Origin of the sequence: Zoogloea dura, assembly GCF_012927165.1 — a bacterium.
GTDB classification, from domain to species: domain Bacteria; phylum Pseudomonadota; class Gammaproteobacteria; order Burkholderiales; family Rhodocyclaceae; genus Zoogloea; species Zoogloea dura.
The window spans coordinates 164,576-183,979 of the sequence record NZ_JABBGA010000006.1 but is presented as its reverse complement, the minus strand read 5'-3'; the positions used below and the strand labels follow the sequence as shown (position 1 = coordinate 183,979).

Genomic DNA, 19,404 nt, shown 5'->3' with positions numbered 1-19,404 from the left:
GAGCTTAAGCAGCGAGCTTGGCCTTGGCTTGTTCGGCGAGCGCCGCAAAAGCGGGCTTGTCGAAAACGGCCAGGTCGGCCAGCACCTTGCGGTCCACTTCGATGGAGGCCTTCTTGAGGCCGTTCATGAAGCGGCTGTAGGTCAGACCGACTTCACGCGCGGCGGCGTTGATACGGGCGATCCACAGAGCGCGGAACTGGCGCTTGCGCTGACGACGGTCACGGTAGGCGTATTGGCCCGCCTTCATCACCGCCTGTTTGGCGATGCGGTATACGTTCTTGCGACGGCCGCGGTAACCCTTGGCTTGATCGAGGACTTTCTTGTGACGGGCACGTGCGGTTACACCGCGTTTAACTCGGGGCATTGCGTTCTCCTAAATCAAGCGTAAGGCATCATGGCGCGGATGGACTTTTCGTCCGCAGCGTGGACGGCAGTCATGCCGCGCAGCTGGCGCTTGCTCTTGGTGGTCTTCTTGGTCAGGATGTGGCGCTTGAACGCCTGCGAACGCTTGATGCTACCGCTAGCGCGGACCTTGAACCGTTTTGCGGCCCCGCTCTTGGTCTTCATCTTGGGCATGAAGTACTCCAGCTTATGACATGGCCCCGGGTGGCTTCCGACTTCCGGAAACGCTTCAACAACCCGTCACCACTTGTTTACGGCGGACTATTCTGCCCGCCGTCTTCCGGCGCCCGAACCGCTCGGGCGCCTGAAATTCTTTTAGTGCTTCTTCTTCGGCGCGATGACCATGATCATCTGGCGCCCTTCCATCTTCGGCATCTGCTCGACCATCGCGATTTCTTCGAGGTCGGCCTTGATCCGCTCCAGCTGGCGCATGCCGAATTCCTGGTGGGCCATTTCACGGCCACGAAAACGGAGGGTCACCTTCGCCTTGTCGCCTTCGTTCAGGAACTTGGTCAGGTTCCGCAGCTTGATCTGGTAATCGTTCTCGTCCGTACCCGGGCGGAGCTTGACTTCCTTGACCTGAATCTGCTTCTGCTTCTGCTTGGCTTCGTGGGCGCGCTTGGCTTCTTCGTACTTGTATTTGCCGAAGTCCATCAAACGACACACGGGCGGCTTTGCCATCGGCGCGATCTCTACCAGATCGACGCCCGCTTCTTCAGCCGCTTCCAATGCAGCACGCAGAGAAACGATGCCGATCTGCTCACCGTCCTCACCCGTCAGGCGCACTTCCGGCACGCTAATTTCGCCGTTGATGCGCAGCTTCTTATCCTGAGCGATGGTTTAAATCTCCATAGAAAACAAAAAAATCAGGCCGTGCCGGCAAACGAAGAGATTTCGTCTTGCCAACGCTCGACAATCTTATCGAGGGACATTTGACCGAGATCCTGATTACCACGGGCGCGGACTGCCACTACATCAGCTGCCTTTTCTTTGTCACCCACGACCAGCAGGTAAGGCAGCTTTCTTACGCTATGTTCACGTATTTTATAAGTAATCTTCTCGTTGCGCAAATCTGCCTCAACCCGGAAGCCACGCGCCCGGAGGGTTTTGACGACTTCCGTAACGTAATCCGCCTGGGATTCGGAGATATTCAGCACCACCGCCTGCACCGGCGCCAGCCACAAGGGCAAGGCGCCTGCATGGTTTTCGATCAGAATGCCGATGAAACGCTCCAGCGAACCGAGGATTGCCCGGTGCAACATCACGGGCGTATGGCGGCCGTTGTCCTCGCCGACATACTCGGCCCCCAGGCGCGCAGGCATGGAGAAATCCACCTGGACGGTGCCGCACTGCCAGGAGCGACCAATCGCATCCTTGATGTGGAATTCGATCTTCGGGCCATAGAAGGCGCCCTCGCCGGGCAACTCCTCCCACTCCAGACCACTGGCCCGCAGCGCGGCGCGCAGCGCGCCTTCCGCCTTATCCCACACCTCGTCCGAACCCACCCGGCTGTCCGGACGCAGGGCCAGCTTGACCGCCACGTCCTTGAAACCGAAGTCCGCATACACCTTGCGCACCAGGGAGTTGAAAGCCGTCACCTCGGACTCGATCTGGTCCTCGGTACAGAAGACGTGACCGTCATCCTGGGTGAAGCCGCGCACCCGCATGATGCCGTGCAGCGCCCCGGACGGCTCGTTGCGGTGACAGGCACCAAACTCGCCGTAGCGCAGGGGCAGCTCGCGATAGGAGCGCAGATCGGAATTGAAGATCTGGATATGGCCCGGGCAGTTCATGGGCTTCACCGCATAGTCGCGACTTTCCGACTCGGTGGTGAACATGTTGGCCTTGTAGTGCTCCCAGTGCCCGGACTTCTCCCACAGGGAACGATCCAGGATCTGCGGGCAACGCACCTCCTGATAACCATTGTCACGATAGACGGCGCGCATGTACTGCTCCACAGCCTGCCAGACCGTCCAGCCGTTGGGATGCCAGAACACCAGACCCGGCGCCTCTTCCTGCAGATGAAAGAGATCCAGCTGCTTGCCAAGGCGGCGATGGTCGCGCTTTTCGGCCTCTTCCAGCATGTGCAGGTAGGCCTCCTGCTCTTCCTTCCTGGCCCAGGCCGTGCCGTAGATGCGCTGCAGCATTTCGTTCTTCGAGTCGCCACGCCAGTAGGCACCCGCCACCTTCATGAGCTTGAAGACCTTCAGCTTGCCGGTGGAAGGCACGTGAGGACCACGGCACAGGTCGGTGAAATCACCCTCCCGATACAGGGAGACATCCTCCCCCTGGGGAATCGAAGCAATGATCTCGGCCTTGTAATGCTCGCCGATCGACTTGAAGTAAGCCACCGCCTCGTCCCGCGGCAGCACGCTGCGCTCGACAGGGATATCACGCTTGGCCAGCTCGGTCATGCGGGCCTCGATCTTCTCCAGATCCTCGGGCGTGAACGGACGCTTGTAGGAGAAGTCGTAGAAAAAGCCGTTTTCGATCACCGGACCGATGGTCACCTGCACCTCGGGAAACAGCTCCTTCACCGCGTAGGCCAGCAAGTGGGCCGTGGAGTGACGGATGACCTCCAGGCCATCCGGATCCTTGTCGGTCACGATGGCCAGGGCCACATCGCCCTCGATGAGGAAGGAAGTATCCACCAGCTTGCCATCGACCCTGCCGGCCAGGGCCGCCTTGGCCAGGCCGGCACCGATGGAGGCGGCGACCTGGGCGATCGTCACGGGTTGCTCGAAACTACGTACAGAACCGTCGGGCAAGGTGATGTTGGGCATGGGGGCTCGCTTCGGAAAATTCAGGGCAAAAAAAAAGTGCGGACGAGCCGCACTTTTTCTTTTTTGGAAAACGCCTTACAGCAGACTCGTTATTACCTAGCCTTAGCGCCGCAAGTTCGAGACATTCGTTTTCCTTCTTAGGTGTTTGGTAGGCGCGATTGGACTCGAACCAACGACCCCCACCATGTCAAGGTGGTGCTCTAACCAGCTGAGCTACGCGCCTAAGAAGCCCGCATTATAGACGGTTCCCAGAACCTGTCAACTACTTCTTCAAATTACTTTATCAAGACCCGATTCCGGCCAGGCCGCCAGGAAGCGCTTCCAGTGCTCGGCCTCCAGACGCCCCAGGGCTTCCTTCACGAAAGCCAGCTCCGCCTCATAGTGCTGGCGATCAATGGTGCCCCGCATGAGTTGAAAACGCAGGAACACCAGATAGGTGTTAACGACGTCGGTTTCGCAGTAATCGCGGATATCGGCGATCCGCCCTTCGCAATAGCCCTTCCAGACTGCCGAGCCGTCCATGCCCAGCTTGCCCGGAAAACCCATCAGCTTGGCCAGGTCATCGAGGGGTGCGCTGGCTCTGGGCTGGTACAAGGCCAGCAGGTCCATCAGGTCCAGGTGACGCAGATGGTAGCGGCCGATGTAGTTGTTCCACTTGAACTCACGGGAGTCCACATAATCACCGTCGCCCAGATCCCAGTAGCGGGGTGCGGCCACGCCGTGCAGCATGCCGCGATAGTGGAGCACGGGCAGGTCGAAGCCCCCGCCATTCCACGACACCAGTTGCGGCGTGAAACGCTCGATGCCGTCAAAGAAGCGCTGGATGATCTGCCCCTCCTGACAGTCAGGCTCGGACAGGGAGAAGACCCGGAACTGGGAAGCATCCCGCAGCACACAGGAAATGGTGACCACCCGCTGCAAGTGGTGAGGCAGGAAATCGTTGCCAGTGGCCGCCCGACGCAACTGGAAAGCGTATTCGGCCACCTCCTCGTCGCCAAGGTCCGCTGGCAGGCCGTGCAGGCTCCGGATCCCCGCCACATCGGGAATGGTCTCGATATCGAAGACGAGTGTGGTCGGCATCGTCATGATCAGGCGGGAAAGACACCGGTGGACAGGTAACGGTCGCCACGGTCACAAACAATGGAGACGATCACAGCGTTCTCTACCTGCTCGGCGAGTCGCAGCGCCACATGCATTGCGCCACCGGAAGAGATACCGGCAAAGATGCCCTCCTCCCGGGCCAGGCGACGGGTCATTTCCTCGGCATCGGCCTGCCCCACGTACTCCAACTGGTCCACCCGGGACTTGTCGTAGATGCTGGGCAGGTAGGCTTCCGGCCACTTGCGGATCCCGGGGATCTGCGCCCCTTCGGTCGGCTGGCAACCGATGATGCGGATGTCCGGATTGCGCGACTTGAGGTAGGTGGACGCCCCCATGATGGTGCCGGTGGTGCCCATGCTGCTGATGAAGTGGGTGATGGTGCCGCCGGTCTGCTCCCAGATCTCGGGGCCGGTGCCCTCGATGTGGGCCCGCGGATTGTCCTGGTTGGCAAACTGGTCGAGGATCACGCCCTTGCCTTCGTCGCGCATGCGCTCCGCCACATCGCGGGCCAGCTCCATCCCGCCCTCCTTCGGCGTCAGCACCAGTTCGGCACCAAAGGCGCGCATGGTCTGGCGGCGTTCGATGCTCTGATTCTCGGGCATCACCAGGATCATGCCGTAGCCGCGGATCGCCGCCGCCATCGCCAGGGCGATGCCGGTATTGCCGCTGGTGGCCTCGATCAGGGTGTGCCCAGGGCTGATGTCGCCCCGCTCCTCGGCATGGAGAATCATGGACAGCGCCGGGCGATCCTTGACCGACCCCGCCGGGTTGTTGCCCTCCAGCTTGGCCAGGATGACATTGTTGCGGCCGGCCGTGATGCGTTTGAGGCGCACCAGGGGCGTCTGCCCCACGTAGTCCTCGAGAGTCTTGAATTCCATGGCGCTCACCAGAATCGAAAGTTGGAGTTGGGGCAGATGATACCGAATGCAGCTCCTGAGGACGGCAGGCCGGCCCACGGTTTTGTTGCAATACGGTAACAGCGAAGAAAAAAGAGGGCTTCCTGGGAAGCCCTCCGGGACATGCGACGCTCTGAAAGATCAGGGCCGGCCGATGCTCAGGTAGGTCAGGCCAGCCTCACGGGGCAGCTTGGGATCAAAGAGATTGCGGCCATCGAAAATGATCGGGGTCTTGAGCTTGTCCTTGATGGCGCCAAAATCGGGACTGCGGAATTCCTTCCACTCGGTCACGATCAGCAGGGCATCGGCGCCATCCAGCGCCTGCATAGGACGCTCGGCATAACGCAGGCGCGGCTCGTCGCCGAAAATACGGGCGGTCTCGGACATCGCCACCGGATCGTAGGCCGTCACCGTCGCTCCGCGCTTGAACAACTCGGCGATGATGACCCGGCTCGGCGCTTCGCGCATGTCGTCGGTATTGGGCTTGAAGGCCAACCCCCAGATGGCGAAGTTGAGACCGGACAGATCCTCGCCAAAACGGGCCACCACCTTGTCCACCAGCACCTGCTTCTGGGCATCATTGGCTTCTTCAACGGCGTTGAGCACCCGCAGGGCGTGCCCTTCGTCGGCCCCCGTACGGATCAGGGCCTTCACGTCCTTGGGGAAGCAGGAGCCGCCATAGCCACAACCGGCATACAGGAAGTGATAACCGATGCGCGGATCGCTGCCGATCCCCTGACGGACCAGTTCGATGTCGGCGCCCAGCGACTCGGCCAGCAGGGCCAGTTCGTTCATGAAGCTGATGCGGGTGGCCAGCATGGCGTTGGCCGCATACTTGGTGAGCTCGGCACTGCGCAGATCCATGATCAGCAGCTTTTCGTGGTTGCGCTGGAAAGGCGCGTACAAGGCCTTCATCAGGAAGATCGCCTGATCGTCCTCGGCACCCACGACGATGCGGTCGGGACGCATGAAATCGTCGACAGCCGCCCCCTCCTTGAGGAACTCGGGGTTCGACACGATGCTGTAGGGGATGGTCGCACCACGGGCATCGAGCTCGGCCTGGACCGCCGCCTTGACCTTGTCGGCGGTGCCGACCGGGACCGTGCTCTTGTCCACGATCACCTTGTAGTCAGTCATGTGCCGGCCGATCGCGCGAGCCGCCGACAAGACGTACTGCAGATCGGCAGAGCCATCCTCGTCGGGCGGCGTGCCCACGGCAATGAACTGGATGGTGCCGAACTGGACCGCATCCTGCACATTGGTCGTGAAATGCAGGCGGCCGGCCGCCACATTGCGGGCGACAACCTGATCGAGCCCGGGCTCGTGAATGGGGATACCACCTTCCTCGAGAATCCGGATCTTCTCCGGATCGAGGTCGAGGCACAGCACGTCGTTGCCCATCTCCGCCAGACAGGCCCCGGAGACAAGCCCCACATAACCCGTGCCAACCACCGTAATCTTCATATGAATGTTCCCGCGAGAATTCCAGGTGAAATTTCAGTCAAACCCCGGCACTCCGTGTCACTCGAGTGCAGCCCCGTGACGACTCAGGGGGTCAGATCGAATTCTTCGGTACGCCGGGGCGGATAGGTTTCCCAACCGCCGCAGGCCGGACAGCGCCAGTAGAACTGACGCGCCTTGAAACCACAGGCATCGCAGCGATAGCGCGCCACCCGACGGGTGTGGCCATGCACGAGGCCCTTGACCAACTCAATATCCATCCGCTGCTCGGCCGGTGCCGTCAGCAGCGCCGCCTCCAGCAACTTGTCGAGGCCCAGCAGGGTCGGGTTGCGCTGCAGCTCGTCCCGCACCAGATGGTAGGCCGCCGACGCGCCCTCCTTCTGCAGCTCCCACTGGAACAAGGCATCCAGCAGATCCAGCGACGGATATTTCTCCAGGTAGCTGCGCAGCAGTTGCATGCCCTGCTCGAGACTGCCCAGACGCCGATAGGCGTCCATCAGACGCTCGGCCACCAGCGCCAGATAGACGGGATTCTGGCTCTCCACCTTCTTCCAGGCCTCCAGCGCCTCCTGATCGTCACCCTGCGCGGCATGCAGATCGCCCAGCAACATGCTCGCACGCACGGATTTCCGGTTCATTTCGAGCGCCCGCCGCAATGCGGTCAAGGCGTCGCTGAAGCGGGAATTGGCCAGATGGTCGGACGCCAGCTCGCAGTGGAAGTTGGCTACTTCCTTTTCCCACAGCGCGCTCTCATGGCCCGGCAGTGCCTCGGCGATCTCAATCGCCTTGCGCCAGTCCTTCTCCTGCTGATAGATGTCGAGCAGATTCTTGAGGGCGAACTCATCGAGACGGGAACCGCGCAGTTGTGTAAACACCGCCTCGGCCCGGTCAAGCAGGCCGGCCTTGAGGTAATCGAGACCGAGTTCGGAGGTGGCCTGCAGGCGCTGATCATCCGACAGGTCATCGCGATCGATCAGGTTCTGGTGCATCCGGATCGCCCTGTCGGTTTCACCACGACGGCGGAACAGGCTGCCCAGGGCAAAGTGCAGCTCGACGGTCTGGTTGTCGATCTTCACTGCCTCGATAAAGGCATCAATGGCCTTGTCAGGCTGCTCATTGAGCAGAAAATTGAGGCCGGTCAGGTAGGTTCGCGGCAATGCCCGCGACTCCTTGACCAGGTGCTTGATGTCAATCCGTGCCGCCAGCCACCCCAGGACGAAGAACAGGGGAAAGGCAAGCAGCCACCACAACTCGAATTCCATGGATTCAGTAGGTCTCAGGCAGGTCCGGACCATCGGCCACTGGCGGCCGGACACGGACATCCGAAGCGACACGAGGGCCGCTGCGGCGGAGATTGTCGATCTCCCGGTGCTGTCGATAGAGGATGGAGAGCGTCGCCGTTACACCGACCAATACGCCAACCACCACGAATAGAAGAATCACGAGCACCAGCGGCATCTGCCACTGCGCCCCGAAAAAGAACCGCAAGACGACGACATCGTCATTCTTGACGGCGAAGCCGAAGAGCAGGAGGAATAAAAACAGCCGGAGAATCCAGATAAGGGCGCGCATGTCCCAAATTATCCCCGACGTGGACAAAAAAAAGAAGGCGGCTTTCGCCGCCTTCCGTTTCAGGCTCGGGCTTCCGGACCGGAAACCGTCGGATGGGCCTCAACCCATCATATCGACGCGCTCCCGCAGTTCCTTGCCGGCCTTAAAATGCGGAACATACTTCTCCGGCACCTGGACTTTTTCCCCCGATTTCGGATTACGCCCGACCCGGGGAGGCCGGTAATTCAAGGCAAAGCTGCCAAAACCGCGGATCTCGATACGATCACCCCGCGACAAGGCATCGGTCATCGCATCGAGAATCATCTTTACCGCGAATTCGGCGTCCTTCGCAACCAGCTGGGGAAAACGCTCCGCCAGCCGGGCGATGAGCTCCGACTTCGTCATGCCTGAACCGCTTACTTCTGCTCGTTGAGCTTGGCCTTCAGCAGCGCACCGAGGTTGGTGGTGCCGCTGGCAGCGGAGGCGCTGTCGGACGCCAGCTTGCTCATTGCTTCGCTTTGTTCAACCTGATCCTTGGCGCGGATGGAGAGGTTGATGCCACGGGTCTTGCGATCCACGTTGACGATCAGGGCCTCGACTTCCTCACCGACCTTCAGCAGCAGGGACAGATCGTCCACACGGTCGCGGGAGAACTCGGACGCGCGCAGGTAGCCTTCGACGTCGTTGTTCAGGGCGATCACGGCGCCACGGGCATCCACGGTCTTCACGGTGCCATTCACGAGGGTGTTCTTGTCGTGGGTGGCGATGAAGTTGGTGAAGGGGTCGCCATCGAGTTGCTTGATGCCGAGGGAGATGCGCTCCTTCTCGACGTCGATGTTCAGCACCACGGCCTCGACCTCGTCGCCCTTCTTGTACTGGCGAACAGCTTCTTCGCCGGTCAGGGACCAGGACAGGTCGGACAGGTGCACCAGACCGTCGATACCACCTTCCAGGCCGATGAACACGCCGAAGTCGGTCAGGGACTTGATCTGACCACGGACCTTGTCGCCCTTCTTGTGGTTGATGGCGAAATCGTCCCACGGGTTGGACATGCACTGCTTCATGCCCAGGGAGATGCGGCGACGGTCTTCGTCGATCTCGAGGATCATCACTTCGACTTCGTCGCCCAACTGGACAACCTTGGTCGGGTGGATGTTCTTGTTGGTCCAGTCCATTTCGGACACGTGAACCAGGCCCTCGATGCCCTGCTCGACTTCCACGAACGCACCATAGTCGGTGATGTTGGTGACCTTGCCGAACAGACGGGTACCTTGCGGGTAACGACGGGAGATGCCCACCCACGGATCTTCGCCCAGCTGCTTGAGACCCAGGGAGACGCGGTTCTTCTCCTGGTCGAACTTGAGCACCTTGGCTTCCAGCTCGTCGCCCACGGCCAGAACTTCGGACGGGTGACGAACACGGCGCCAGGCCAGGTCGGTGATGTGCAGCAGGCCGTCGATGCCACCCAGATCCACGAATGCGCCGTAGTCGGTGATGTTCTTGACGATACCCTTGACGACAGTGCCTTCCTTCAGGGTTTCGAGGAGCTTCTGACGCTCTTCGCCCATGGAGGCTTCCAGCACGGCGCGACGGGACACGACCACGTTGTTGCGCTTGCGGTCGAGCTTGATCACGCGGAATTCGAATTCCTTGCCTTCGAACGGGGTGGTGTCCTTGACCGGACGCATGTCCACCAGGGAACCCGGCAGGAATGCACGGATGCCGTTCACCATGACCGTCAGGCCACCCTTCACCTTGCCGGTGATCATGCCCTTCACGAGGATCGCGTCGTTCAGTGCCTTGTCGAGGTCGTTCCAGGCGGCAATGCGCTTGGCCTTGTCGCGGGACAGGCGGGTTTCGCCGTAACCGTCTTCGAGCTGCTCGATGGCGACCTGCACATAGTCGCCGATTTCGGCCATGAGCTCGCCACGATCGCTACGGAATTCCTCGATGGGAATGTAGCTCTCGGACTTGAGACCGGCGTTGACGACGACGAAGTTCTGGTCGATGCGCACGACTTCGGCGGTAATGACTTCGCCGGCGCGCATTTCCTGACGATTGAGGGATTCCTCGAAGAGGGCGGCAAAGCTTTCCTCGAAGGAGACAGGGGTGGCAGTGGACATATGAAAAAAGAACCTTACAACCGTCGTGAAACGGCTCCTGGTTGAACAACCCTCCACCACCCGGGCGGGAAGTGGAAGACCTTGACTACAAACTCAGTTGCGCTCAGTTGCGCTCACTTGCGAAGACCCGCCGCACGCTCCACCACGAAATCCACCGCCTGCTGGACGGTCAATTCGGAGGTATCGAGCAGGGCCGCATCCTCGCACTGCTTCAAAGGCGCCACGGCGCGCTGGGAATCCCGCGCATCCCGTTCATGGAGATCTTTGAGCAGATCAATCATACTAGCAGCCATTCCTTTACCGATCAACTGCTTATAACGGCGTTCGGCGCGCGCTTCCACGGAAGCGGTCAGGAATATCTTGAGCTCTGCGTCCGGGAACACCACCGAGCCCATGTCACGGCCCTCGGCGACGACACCGGCCCCGCTGCGGTAGGCCCGCTGGCGCCAGAACAGGGCGTCCCGCACCTGCGGCAGCACCGCGACCCGCGAAGCGCCAACGGAACAGGTCTCACTGCGGATCTCGTCGGTCACGTCGTCGCCATCGAGCAACACCCGCCCGCCCTCGAAACGCGCGGGCAAGCCGGCGGCCAGCGCGGCGACCGCCGGCTCGTCCTCCAGGGCAACGCCCTTGCGCATGGCCGACAGGGCCACGATCCGGTATAACGCACCGCTGTCGAGGTGCGCAAAACCCAGAGCCTCGGCCACCAGCGCCGCCACCGTGCCCTTGCCGGAAGCGGAAGGGCCATCGATGGCCACCACCGGCACCGGCTGCGCGATGCCGGCGAAGGTCTGGAAATATTCGGGGAAGGTCTTGTTCACACATTTCGGATCGTTGATCCGCACGTAGCTGCCGCCCAGGGTCGCCAGGGAGAAGCACATGGCCACCCGGTGGTCGTCGTAGGTGTCGATGGCTGCAGGCTGCAGGCGGGCCGGCGGGGTGACGCGGATGCTCTCGGGAAACTCCTCGACCGTCGCCCCGAGCTTGCGCAGCTCGGTCGCCATGGCAGCGATACGGTCGGTTTCCTTGACGCGCCAGCTGCCGATGTTGCGCAGGGTGCTGGGGCCATCGGCAAACAAGGCCGCCACCGACAGGGTCATGGCCGCATCGGGAATGTGGTTGAGATCGAGATCGAAGGCCTTGAGACGGCCGGAAGCCGGCGCGCGCGCCTCGATCCAGTCGTCGCCCCAGGTGATCTCGGCGCCCATCACGGCCAGCGCGTCGGCAAACTTCACATCTCCCTGGATGCTCCGCCGCCCTGCGCCGACAACCCGCAGCGGCCCGCCGCCCAGCGCACCGGCGGCCAGGAAGTAGCTGGCCGTGGAGGCATCCCCCTCGACCGCGATCCGGCCCGGTGAGCGATAAGCCTGCCCGGCCGCCACGATGAAGCGATTCCAGCCCTCGCGCTGCACGCTCACGCCGAAGCGCTCCATCAGGTTGAGGGTGATTTCCACATAGGGGCGGCTGATCAGCTCGCCCTCCACCTCGATGACCAGCGGCTTGTCTCGCGCCACCAGCGGTGCGGCCTGGAGCAGCCCGGTGAGGAACTGGCTCGAGACATTGCCCCGCACGCTGACCCGCTCGGCCTGCAGGCGAGCCGGCCTGAGAGCCAGCGGAGGATAGCCCTCCTGCCCCAGCCACTCGACCCGCGCACCAAGCTGCTTGAGCCCATCGACCAGGTCGCCGATGGGGCGTTCATGCATGCGGGGCACCCCGGAAAGGCGCACCTCCGCGTCATCGGCAGCAAGGGAAAGGCTGGCCGCGATGGCGGGCACCAGGGTACGGATGCTGAGCCCCGAGTTGCCGACGAACAGGTCGGCCTTGAGCCCGGGAAAGCCCCCGCCACATCCCTTGACCCGCAGCGCAGCGCCCTCCTCCACCACCTCCACGCCGAGGGCGACGATGGCGTTACGCATGACCCGCGTGTCATCGGAGTCGAGCAGATCCTCGACCAGGGTCTCGCCTTCGGCCAGCGCAGCCAGCAGCAGCACCCGGTTCGAAATGCTCTTGGAGCCCGGCAGGCGCACCTGGCCCGCAGCCTTCCGCATCGGCGGCAGATCGATGAATTCCATGGAAAATCCTTGTATTACTCGCCCGAGGGCGTCGCAGGGAAAGCCTTGTCGGCCCATTCGTTGCGGGCCCGGCTGGCATCGGCAAAGACCGCCTCCAGCGACGGGCCGTTGCCATCCAGCAGGAGGGCCCGCAGGTAGGCCAGCTCGGACAGATAGGCATCCAGCTCGGCCAGCAATGAATGCCGGTTGGCCAAGCAGATGTCACGCCACATCTCGGGGTGGCTGCCCGCCACCCGGGTGAAGTCGCGGAAGCCGCTGGCCGCGTAGCTGAAGAGCTGTTCGGCATTGGCGCGGCCGGCCAGATCGTGCACCAGGCCAAAAGCCAGCAGGTGCGGCAGATGGCTGACCGCGGCGAAGACCCGGTCGTGCTCCTGGGGGCTCATCTCGTGCAGCACGGCGCCACAGGCCGCCCACATCTCCCGGACGCGCGCCACGGCCTCCGGCGTGTTCTCGGGCAAGGGGGTGACGACCACCTTGCGCCCCCGGTAGAGCTCGGCCTGGGCGGCCGCGGGGCCGCTCTTCTCGGCACCGGCGATGGGGTGCGCCGGCACCACGGTGCCCAGGTGGGCCCCAAGGTGGCGGTAGATGGCCTCGATCACGTCACGCTTGGTGCTACCGGCGTCGGTGACGATCGTCCCGGGCGCCAGGTGCGGCGCAATCGCGGCGGCCACGGCATCCATCTGCCCGACGGGCATGGCCAGCAATACGACGCTGGCGCCGTCGAGGGCGTCGGCCCAGTCCGTGGCGATCTCGTCGATGACCCCAAGCTGCCGGGCCATGGCCAGCGGCTCGGGCCGCCGGCCGACACCCACGATGCGATTGACCAGCCGGGCCCGGCGCAGCGCCAGCGCCACCGAGCCACCGATCAGGCCGACACCGCAGACGACCAGCTTGTCGATCTTGTCCACGCCCCCTCCGCTCAGGCCAGGGCGGCCGGCAGGGCCTCGAGGAAGCGTGCGTTCTCGCTCTCCAGACCGATCGACACACGCAGCCATTCCGGCATGCCATAGGCCGCGATGGGGCGCACGATGACGCCCTGGCGCAGCAGACCGGCGTTGACCTTTGCGCCGTCACCAACCTTGACGGTCAGGAAGTTGCCCGCAGAGGGGATCCAGTCCAGCCCCAGGCGGGCAAAACCCTCGGTGAGCTGGGCCATGCCGGCCAGGTTCATCTCGAAGCTGCGCTGCAGGAAGTCGTCATCGAACAGGGCGGCGGCGGCGGCGGCCAGACCCACGCTGGTCACGTTGAAGGGCTGGCGGACCCGGTTCAGCAGGTCGATCACCTCCGGGCTGCCCAGGCCGTAGCCCACCCGCAGCCCCGCCAGGCCATAGGCCTTGGAGAAGGTGCGGCTGATCAGCAGATTGGGGAAGCGCTCGAGCCAGGCGATCGCATCGTAGCGCTGGGCCGGCGCCAAGTATTCGGTGTAGGCCTCGTCCAACACCACCAGCACCTCGGCGGGCACGCGGGCCAGGAAAGCCTCCAGCTCGGGGCCAGGCACGAAGGTGCCGGTCGGGTTGTTCGGGTTGGCGATGAAGATGACGCGGGTCGCCGGGGTGATGGCGGCCAGCATGGCATCCAGATCATGGCCGAAATTCTTTGCCGGCACCTCGATGCCTCGGGCCCCGGCGGCCTGGGTGGCCAGGGGATACACGGCAAAGGCATGCTGGGCGTAGACGGCGTCACGGTCCGGCCCGAGGAAGGCCCCGGCCGCCATTTCGAGGATGTCGTTGGAACCATTGCCCAGCACGATCTGGCTCATCTTCACGCCATAGCGGCGGCACAGGGCGTCCTTCAGCTCGAAGCCGTTGCCGTCGGGATAACGGGCGATGTCGGCCAGCGAGGCATTGATCGCCGCGCGGGTGCGCTCGCCGATGCCCAGCGGGTTTTCGTTGGAGGCCAGCTTGACGATGGACGCCTCGGCCAGCCCCATCTCCCGGGCCAGCTCGGAGATGGGCTTGCCAGGCTGATAGGGGGAAATCGCCCGGATGTGGGCAGGCGCCAGATCACACACACGCATGGAAAACTCCGGAATCAGTAAACGGCCTGGGGATAGGACCCCAGGACCTTGAGGTAAGCCGCGCGGCCCGCCAGGTCATCGAGGGCAGCCTTGACGGCCGGATCGTCCCGATGGCCTTCGATATCCACGTAGAACACGTACTCCCACAGCGCCGCACGGGCCGGACGGGACTCCAGGCGGTTCATCGACACACCCGCCTTGGCGAGGGGCGCCAGCAGTTCGTGCACGGCACCGGGGCGGTTGGCTGCGGACAGAATCAGCGAGGTCTTGTCTGCCCCGGTCCGGCCGGCGTCGTGGCGGCCGAGCACCAGGAAACGGGTGGTGTTGTTGGGCTCATCCTCGATGCTCTCGACCAGACGCGGCAGGTCGTAACGTTCGGAGGCGGCCTCACCGGCAATGGCAGCCGCGCCCGGCTCGATGGAGGCCAGGCGGGCAGCCTCGGCATTGCTGCCCACCGAGATGCGCGGCACACCAGGCAGGGAGCGGTTCAGCCACTCGTGGCACTGGGCCAGCGACTGGGCATGGGAATAGACCTTGGTGATCTTGCCCAGCTCGGTCTCCCGGGTCATCAGGTGCTGGTGAATGCGCAGCACGACCTCGCCACAGATCTTCAGCGAGGAGCCGAGCAGCAGGTCGAGGGTGCGCCCCACCGCGCCTTCGGTGGAGTTCTCCACCGGCGCCACGCCGTAATGGGCATGACCGGCCTCGACCTCGCGGAACACGTCGTCGATGGTGCCCTGGGGTGCCAGGCGGGCGGCGTGGCCGAAATGCTTGACGGCGGCACTCTCGGAGAAGGTGCCGAGGGGGCCGAGGAAGGCGATGCCCAGCGGCGTCTCGAGGGACAGGCAGGCGGACATGACCTCGCGGAAGAAGAAGGTCACGCTCTCATTGGGCAAGGGCCCCTCGTTGAGCGACTGGATCCGCCGCAGCACCTGGGCCTCCCGCTCCGGCCGGTAGATGTACCCGGCATCACCGTACCTGGCCTTGATCTCGCCCACGTGCTGGGCACACTTGGCGCGCTGGTTGAGCAGCGCCAGCATCTGGGCATCAATGGCGTCGATCTGCTCGCGCACCACGCCCAGCTCCTGCAGCATCCCTTCGTTCATTCCCGCTCCTGACAACGAAACCGCTCCACTCAACCCTTGCGGGCAGCGAAATCCTGCATCAGCGCCACCAGCGCATCCACACCTTCGAGGCTCATGGCGTTATAGATCGACGCCCGCATGCCTCCCACCGACTTATGCCCCTTCAGTCCGGACAGGCGCAGTTCGGCGGCCTCGGCCAGAAAGTCGGCGTCCAGGGCCGGATTGGCCAGGGTGAAGGGAACGTTCATGCGCGAACGGGCGGAGAGCTCCACCGGATTGCGGTAGAAGCCACCGCTCGCGGCGATGGCGTCGTAGAGCTTGCTTGCCTTGGCGATATTGCTCTGCTCGACGGCCGCCAGCCCCCCCTGCGCCTTGAGATCCTTGAAGATCAGGCCGGCAAGATAGATGCCGAAGGTCGGCGGCGTGTTGAGCATGGACCCATGCTCCGCCATCACCGCGTAGTTCATGACCCCCGGGGTGATCGCCGAAGCCTTGCCGAGCAGGTCTTCCCGCACGATCACGATGACCAGGCCGGCGGGGCCGATGTTCTTTTGCGCACCGGCGTAAATCAGGCCGTAGCGCGACACATCCATCGGCCGCGACAGGATGTGGGAGCTCATGTCCGCCACCAGCGGCACGCCGGCAGGCGCCTCCGGCACATCGAACATCTCGACGCCGTGGATGGTCTCGTTGGTGCAGATGTGCAGGTAGGCCGCCTGCGGGTCGAGCTTGAGCTCATCCGCACGGGGCAGCCGGGTGAATGCATCGGCCTCGGTGCTGCCCGCCAGGCGCACCGCGCCGAAGGGCTGGGCTTCCTTGTAGGCCTTCTTGGACCAGGCGCCGGTGACGATATAGTCGGCCGAACGCCCTGCCAGCAGGTTCATGGGAATCTGGGCGAACTGCTGGGTGGCCCCGCCCTGCAGGAACAGCACCTTGTAGTTGGCCGGAATGCCCATCAGTTCGCGCAGATCGGCCTCCGCCTCGGCGATGACGCCGGAGAAATCCTTGCCCCGGTGGCTCATTTCCATGATGCCCATGCCCCGGCCGCGCCAATCGAGGAGTTCATCGCGAACCTGCTCCAGCACGGTGGTGGGCAGGACGGCCGGACCGGCCGAGAAGTTGAATATCCGCATTGTCCGAATCCTTGTTGCTCGTTCTGCTCAGGCCGCCGGCTGATCGCCTTCGCCGCCTTCCACCTCACCGGTGTCCTGGTCCTCCTCCTCGCCCTCGAGGATCTTCTGGACGCCGGACAGGGTGCTGCCTTCATCCACCGAGATCAGGGTTACACCCTGGGTGGCCCGGCCCATCTCGCGGATCTCGGAGACACGGGTGCGCACCAGCACGCCGCCGGTGGTGATCAGCATGATCTGGTCCTTCTCGGTCACCAGCGTCGCCGCCACCACCTTGCCATTGCGGTCGGAGGTCTGGATCGCGATCATGCCCTTGGTGCCACGGCCGTGGCGGGTGTACTCGCCGATCGGGGTACGCTTGCCATAGCCGTTCTCGGTGGCGGTGAGCACGCTCTGCTCTTCGTTGCTGGCCACCAGCATGGCGATCACGGTCTGGCCGTCCTCCAGCATCATGCCGCGCACGCCACGGGCCTGACGGCCCATCGGACGCACGTCATTCTCGCTGAAGCGCACCGCCTTGCCGGCGTCGGAGAACATCATGACGTCATGCTGACCATCGGTGATCGCGACGCCCACCAGGTAGTCGCCCTCATCCAGCCCCACCGCAATGATGCCGGCCTTGCGCGGGTTGGAGAAATCGGTGAGCGGGGTCTTCTTGACCGTGCCCTGTGCCGTGGCCATGAAGATGAAGTGGCCTTCGTCGAACACCTTGACCGGCAGCACGGCGGTGATCTTCTCGCCTTCGAGCAGCGGGAAGAGGTTGACGATGGGTCGGCCACGGCTGTTGCGGGTGCCTTCCGGCACCTCGTACACCTTGAGCCAGTACAGACGGCCACGGTTGGAGAAGCACAGGATGTGGTCGTGGGTGTTGGCCACGAAAAGCTGGTCGACAAAGTCGTCGTCCTTCACTGCCGCCGCCTGCTTGCCACGCCCGCCACGCTTCTGGGCACGGTAGTCGGTCAGGGGCTGGCGCTTGAAATAGCCGGTGTGGGACAAGGTCACCACCATGTCCTGCGGCGCGATCAGGTCCTCGATGTTGATGTCGGCAGTGTTCATCACCACCTCGGCACGCCGCGGATCGCCAAACTGCTGCTTGATGAGGCTCAGCTCGTCTGCAATGATCGCAGTGATGCGCTCCGGGCGGGCCAGGATGTCGAGCAGGTCGGCGATGTTGTCCATCACTTCCTTGTACTCGGCAACGATCTTGTCCTGCTCCAGGCCGGTCAGGCGCTGCAGGCGCAGTTCGAGAATGGCCTGGGCCTGGGCGTCGGAGAGGCGGTAGCCCTGGCCCGACAGGCCGAACTCGGGGGCCAGGGCTTCCGGACGGAAACTGTCGGCTGCCGCACGGGCAAGCATCTCCTCGACCAGGGCAGAACGCCACTGGCGGCCCATCAGGGCCTTCTTGGCCTCGGGCGGCGTCGGCGCGGCCTTGATCAGGGCAATGATCTCGTCCACGTTGGACAGAGCAACCGCCAGGCCTTCCAGAATGTGACCCCGTTCGCGCGCCTTGCGGAGCTCGAAGATGGTGCGCCGGGTGACCACCTCGCGCCGGTGGGCGAGGAAGCAGTCGATCATCTGGTAGAGGTTGAGCAGGCGCGGCTTGCCATCCACCAGCGCCACCATGTTCATGCCGAAAGTGTCCTGCAGCTGGGTCTGCTTGAACAGGTTGTTCAGCACCACGTCGGGCACTTCGTTGCGCTTGAGCTCGATGACCATGCGCATGCCCGACTTGTCCGATTCGTCGCGGATGTCGCTGATGCCCTCGATCTTCTTTTCGTTGACCAGCTCGGCGATCTTCTCGATCAGGGTCTTCTTGTTAACCTGGTAAGGAATCTCGTCGACGATGATCGCCTGGCGGTCGCCCTTGCCGATGTCCTCGAAGTGGGTGCGCGCCCGCATCACCACCCGGCCACGCCCGGTACGGTAACCTTCATGCACGCCGGACAGGCCGTAGATCAGGCCGGCGGTCGGGAAGTCCGGCGCGGGGATGATCTTGATCAGCTCATCGATGGACACGTCGGGCTCCTGCAGCATGCGCAGACAGCCATCCACCACTTCGGTGAGGTTGTGCGGCGGGATGTTGGTGGCCATGCCCACCGCGATACCACCCGATCCATTGATCAGCAGATTGGGGATGCGCGCCGGCAGAACCAGCGGCTCCTTTTCGGAGCCATCGTAGTTGGGCCCGAAATCAACGGTTTCCTTCTCGATGTCGGCGAGCAGCTCGTGACCGATCTTGGCCATCCTGACTTCGGTGTAACGCATGGCCGCCGCGCTGTCGCCGTCGACCGAACCAAAGTTGCCCTGACCATCCACCAGCATGTAGCGCAAGGAAAAATGCTGCGCCATCCGCACGATGGTGTCATACACCGACTGATCGCCGTGGGGGTGATACTTACCGATCACGTCACCGACGATACGGGCAGACTTCTTGTAAGCCTTGTTCCAGTCATTGCCCAGCTCGTGCATGGCAAACAGCACGCGCCGGTGCACCGGCTTGAGGCCGTCGCGCACATCGGGCAGGGCCCGACCCACGATCACGCTCATCGCGTAATCCAGGTAGGCGTGACGCATCTCGTCTTCGAGGCTGATGGGTAAGGTTTCTTTGGCGAACGGGATCATGGCTACCGCGAGAATTCGACTATTCGTCGGAAAGACGAAAAACACGGAGTTTAGCACGCCACCGATGCCCCACTCCCGCCTCCTGTGCACCGAAACAGGGCATCGGCATTCGCACGCCGATTGTGAGCGCCAGCCCTCGTATGCTCTAATCCGGCCGCCAC

At 63.3% G+C, this 19,404-nt stretch carries 17 protein-coding genes and 1 tRNA gene; all 18 read right to left on the bottom strand.

Annotation, left to right across the window (positions count from 1 at the left end):
• Positions 1-4: 4 nt before the first annotated feature.
• On the bottom strand, positions 5-364 hold the full coding sequence (rplT, locus tag HHL15_RS10050; protein WP_079434014.1) for a 50S ribosomal protein L20: 360 nt from the start codon (positions 362-364) through the stop codon (positions 5-7).
• 14 nt (positions 365-378) lie between these two features.
• A complete protein-coding gene (gene rpmI, locus HHL15_RS10045) occupies positions 379-576 on the bottom strand; it encodes a 50S ribosomal protein L35 (RefSeq protein ID WP_169145625.1) in 198 nt (65 codons plus the stop codon).
• Between the two features lie 141 nt (positions 577-717).
• Positions 718-1,221, bottom strand: coding sequence for a translation initiation factor IF-3 (gene infC / locus HHL15_RS10040; protein WP_206198706.1), 504 nt, complete (start codon positions 1,219-1,221; stop codon positions 718-720).
• A 47-nt stretch (positions 1,222-1,268) separates the two neighbouring features.
• Positions 1,269-3,185 (bottom strand): threonine--tRNA ligase, encoded by a 1,917-nt coding sequence (thrS, locus tag HHL15_RS10035; protein WP_169145624.1) that lies wholly within the window; start codon positions 3,183-3,185, stop codon positions 1,269-1,271.
• A gap of 146 nt (positions 3,186-3,331) precedes the next feature.
• Positions 3,332-3,408, bottom strand: a tRNA-Val gene (locus HHL15_RS10030).
• A 47-nt stretch (positions 3,409-3,455) separates the two neighbouring features.
• A complete protein-coding gene (locus tag HHL15_RS10025) occupies positions 3,456-4,265 on the bottom strand; it encodes a 3'-5' exonuclease (RefSeq protein ID WP_169145623.1) in 810 nt (269 codons plus the stop codon).
• A gap of 8 nt (positions 4,266-4,273) precedes the next feature.
• Positions 4,274-5,164 carry a cysteine synthase CysM gene (cysM, locus tag HHL15_RS10020; RefSeq protein ID WP_169145622.1) on the bottom strand — a complete coding sequence of 297 codons (891 nt, stop codon included), beginning with the start codon at positions 5,162-5,164 and terminating at the stop codon, positions 4,274-4,276.
• Positions 5,165-5,323: 159 nt separating this feature from the next.
• Positions 5,324-6,646 carry a UDP-glucose dehydrogenase family protein gene (locus HHL15_RS10015; RefSeq protein ID WP_169145621.1) on the bottom strand — a complete coding sequence of 441 codons (1,323 nt, stop codon included), beginning with the start codon at positions 6,644-6,646 and terminating at the stop codon, positions 5,324-5,326.
• Between the two features lie 83 nt (positions 6,647-6,729).
• On the bottom strand, positions 6,730-7,905 hold the full coding sequence (gene lapB, locus HHL15_RS10010) for a lipopolysaccharide assembly protein LapB (protein ID WP_169145620.1): 1,176 nt from the start codon (positions 7,903-7,905) through the stop codon (positions 6,730-6,732).
• 4 nt (positions 7,906-7,909) lie between these two features.
• On the bottom strand, positions 7,910-8,215 hold the full coding sequence (locus HHL15_RS10005; protein WP_169145619.1) for a lipopolysaccharide assembly protein LapA domain-containing protein: 306 nt from the start codon (positions 8,213-8,215) through the stop codon (positions 7,910-7,912).
• 99 nt (positions 8,216-8,314) lie between these two features.
• Positions 8,315-8,599, bottom strand: coding sequence for an integration host factor subunit beta (locus tag HHL15_RS10000; protein ID WP_079434022.1), 285 nt, complete (start codon positions 8,597-8,599; stop codon positions 8,315-8,317).
• Positions 8,600-8,610: 11 nt separating this feature from the next.
• Positions 8,611-10,317, bottom strand: coding sequence for a 30S ribosomal protein S1 (rpsA, locus tag HHL15_RS09995; RefSeq protein WP_169145618.1), 1,707 nt, complete (start codon positions 10,315-10,317; stop codon positions 8,611-8,613).
• A gap of 113 nt (positions 10,318-10,430) precedes the next feature.
• Positions 10,431-12,389 (bottom strand): bifunctional 3-phosphoshikimate 1-carboxyvinyltransferase/cytidylate kinase, encoded by a 1,959-nt coding sequence (locus HHL15_RS09990; protein WP_169145617.1) that lies wholly within the window; start codon positions 12,387-12,389, stop codon positions 10,431-10,433.
• A gap of 14 nt (positions 12,390-12,403) precedes the next feature.
• On the bottom strand, positions 12,404-13,297 hold the full coding sequence (locus HHL15_RS09985) for a prephenate dehydrogenase (RefSeq protein ID WP_169145616.1): 894 nt from the start codon (positions 13,295-13,297) through the stop codon (positions 12,404-12,406).
• Positions 13,298-13,308: 11 nt separating this feature from the next.
• Positions 13,309-14,406 (bottom strand): histidinol-phosphate transaminase, encoded by a 1,098-nt coding sequence (gene hisC, locus HHL15_RS09980; protein ID WP_169145615.1) that lies wholly within the window; start codon positions 14,404-14,406, stop codon positions 13,309-13,311.
• 14 nt (positions 14,407-14,420) lie between these two features.
• Entirely contained in the window at positions 14,421-15,500 is a 1,080-nt protein-coding gene (gene pheA, locus HHL15_RS09975) for a prephenate dehydratase (RefSeq protein WP_169145694.1), read from the bottom strand.
• A 41-nt stretch (positions 15,501-15,541) separates the two neighbouring features.
• Positions 15,542-16,624 (bottom strand): 3-phosphoserine/phosphohydroxythreonine transaminase, encoded by a 1,083-nt coding sequence (gene serC / locus HHL15_RS09970; RefSeq protein WP_169145614.1) that lies wholly within the window; start codon positions 16,622-16,624, stop codon positions 15,542-15,544.
• 27 nt (positions 16,625-16,651) lie between these two features.
• Positions 16,652-19,243, bottom strand: a complete 2,592-nt coding sequence (gene gyrA / locus HHL15_RS09965; protein ID WP_169145613.1) for a DNA gyrase subunit A — start codon at positions 19,241-19,243, stop codon at positions 16,652-16,654.
• Positions 19,244-19,404: the final 161 nt, after the last annotated feature.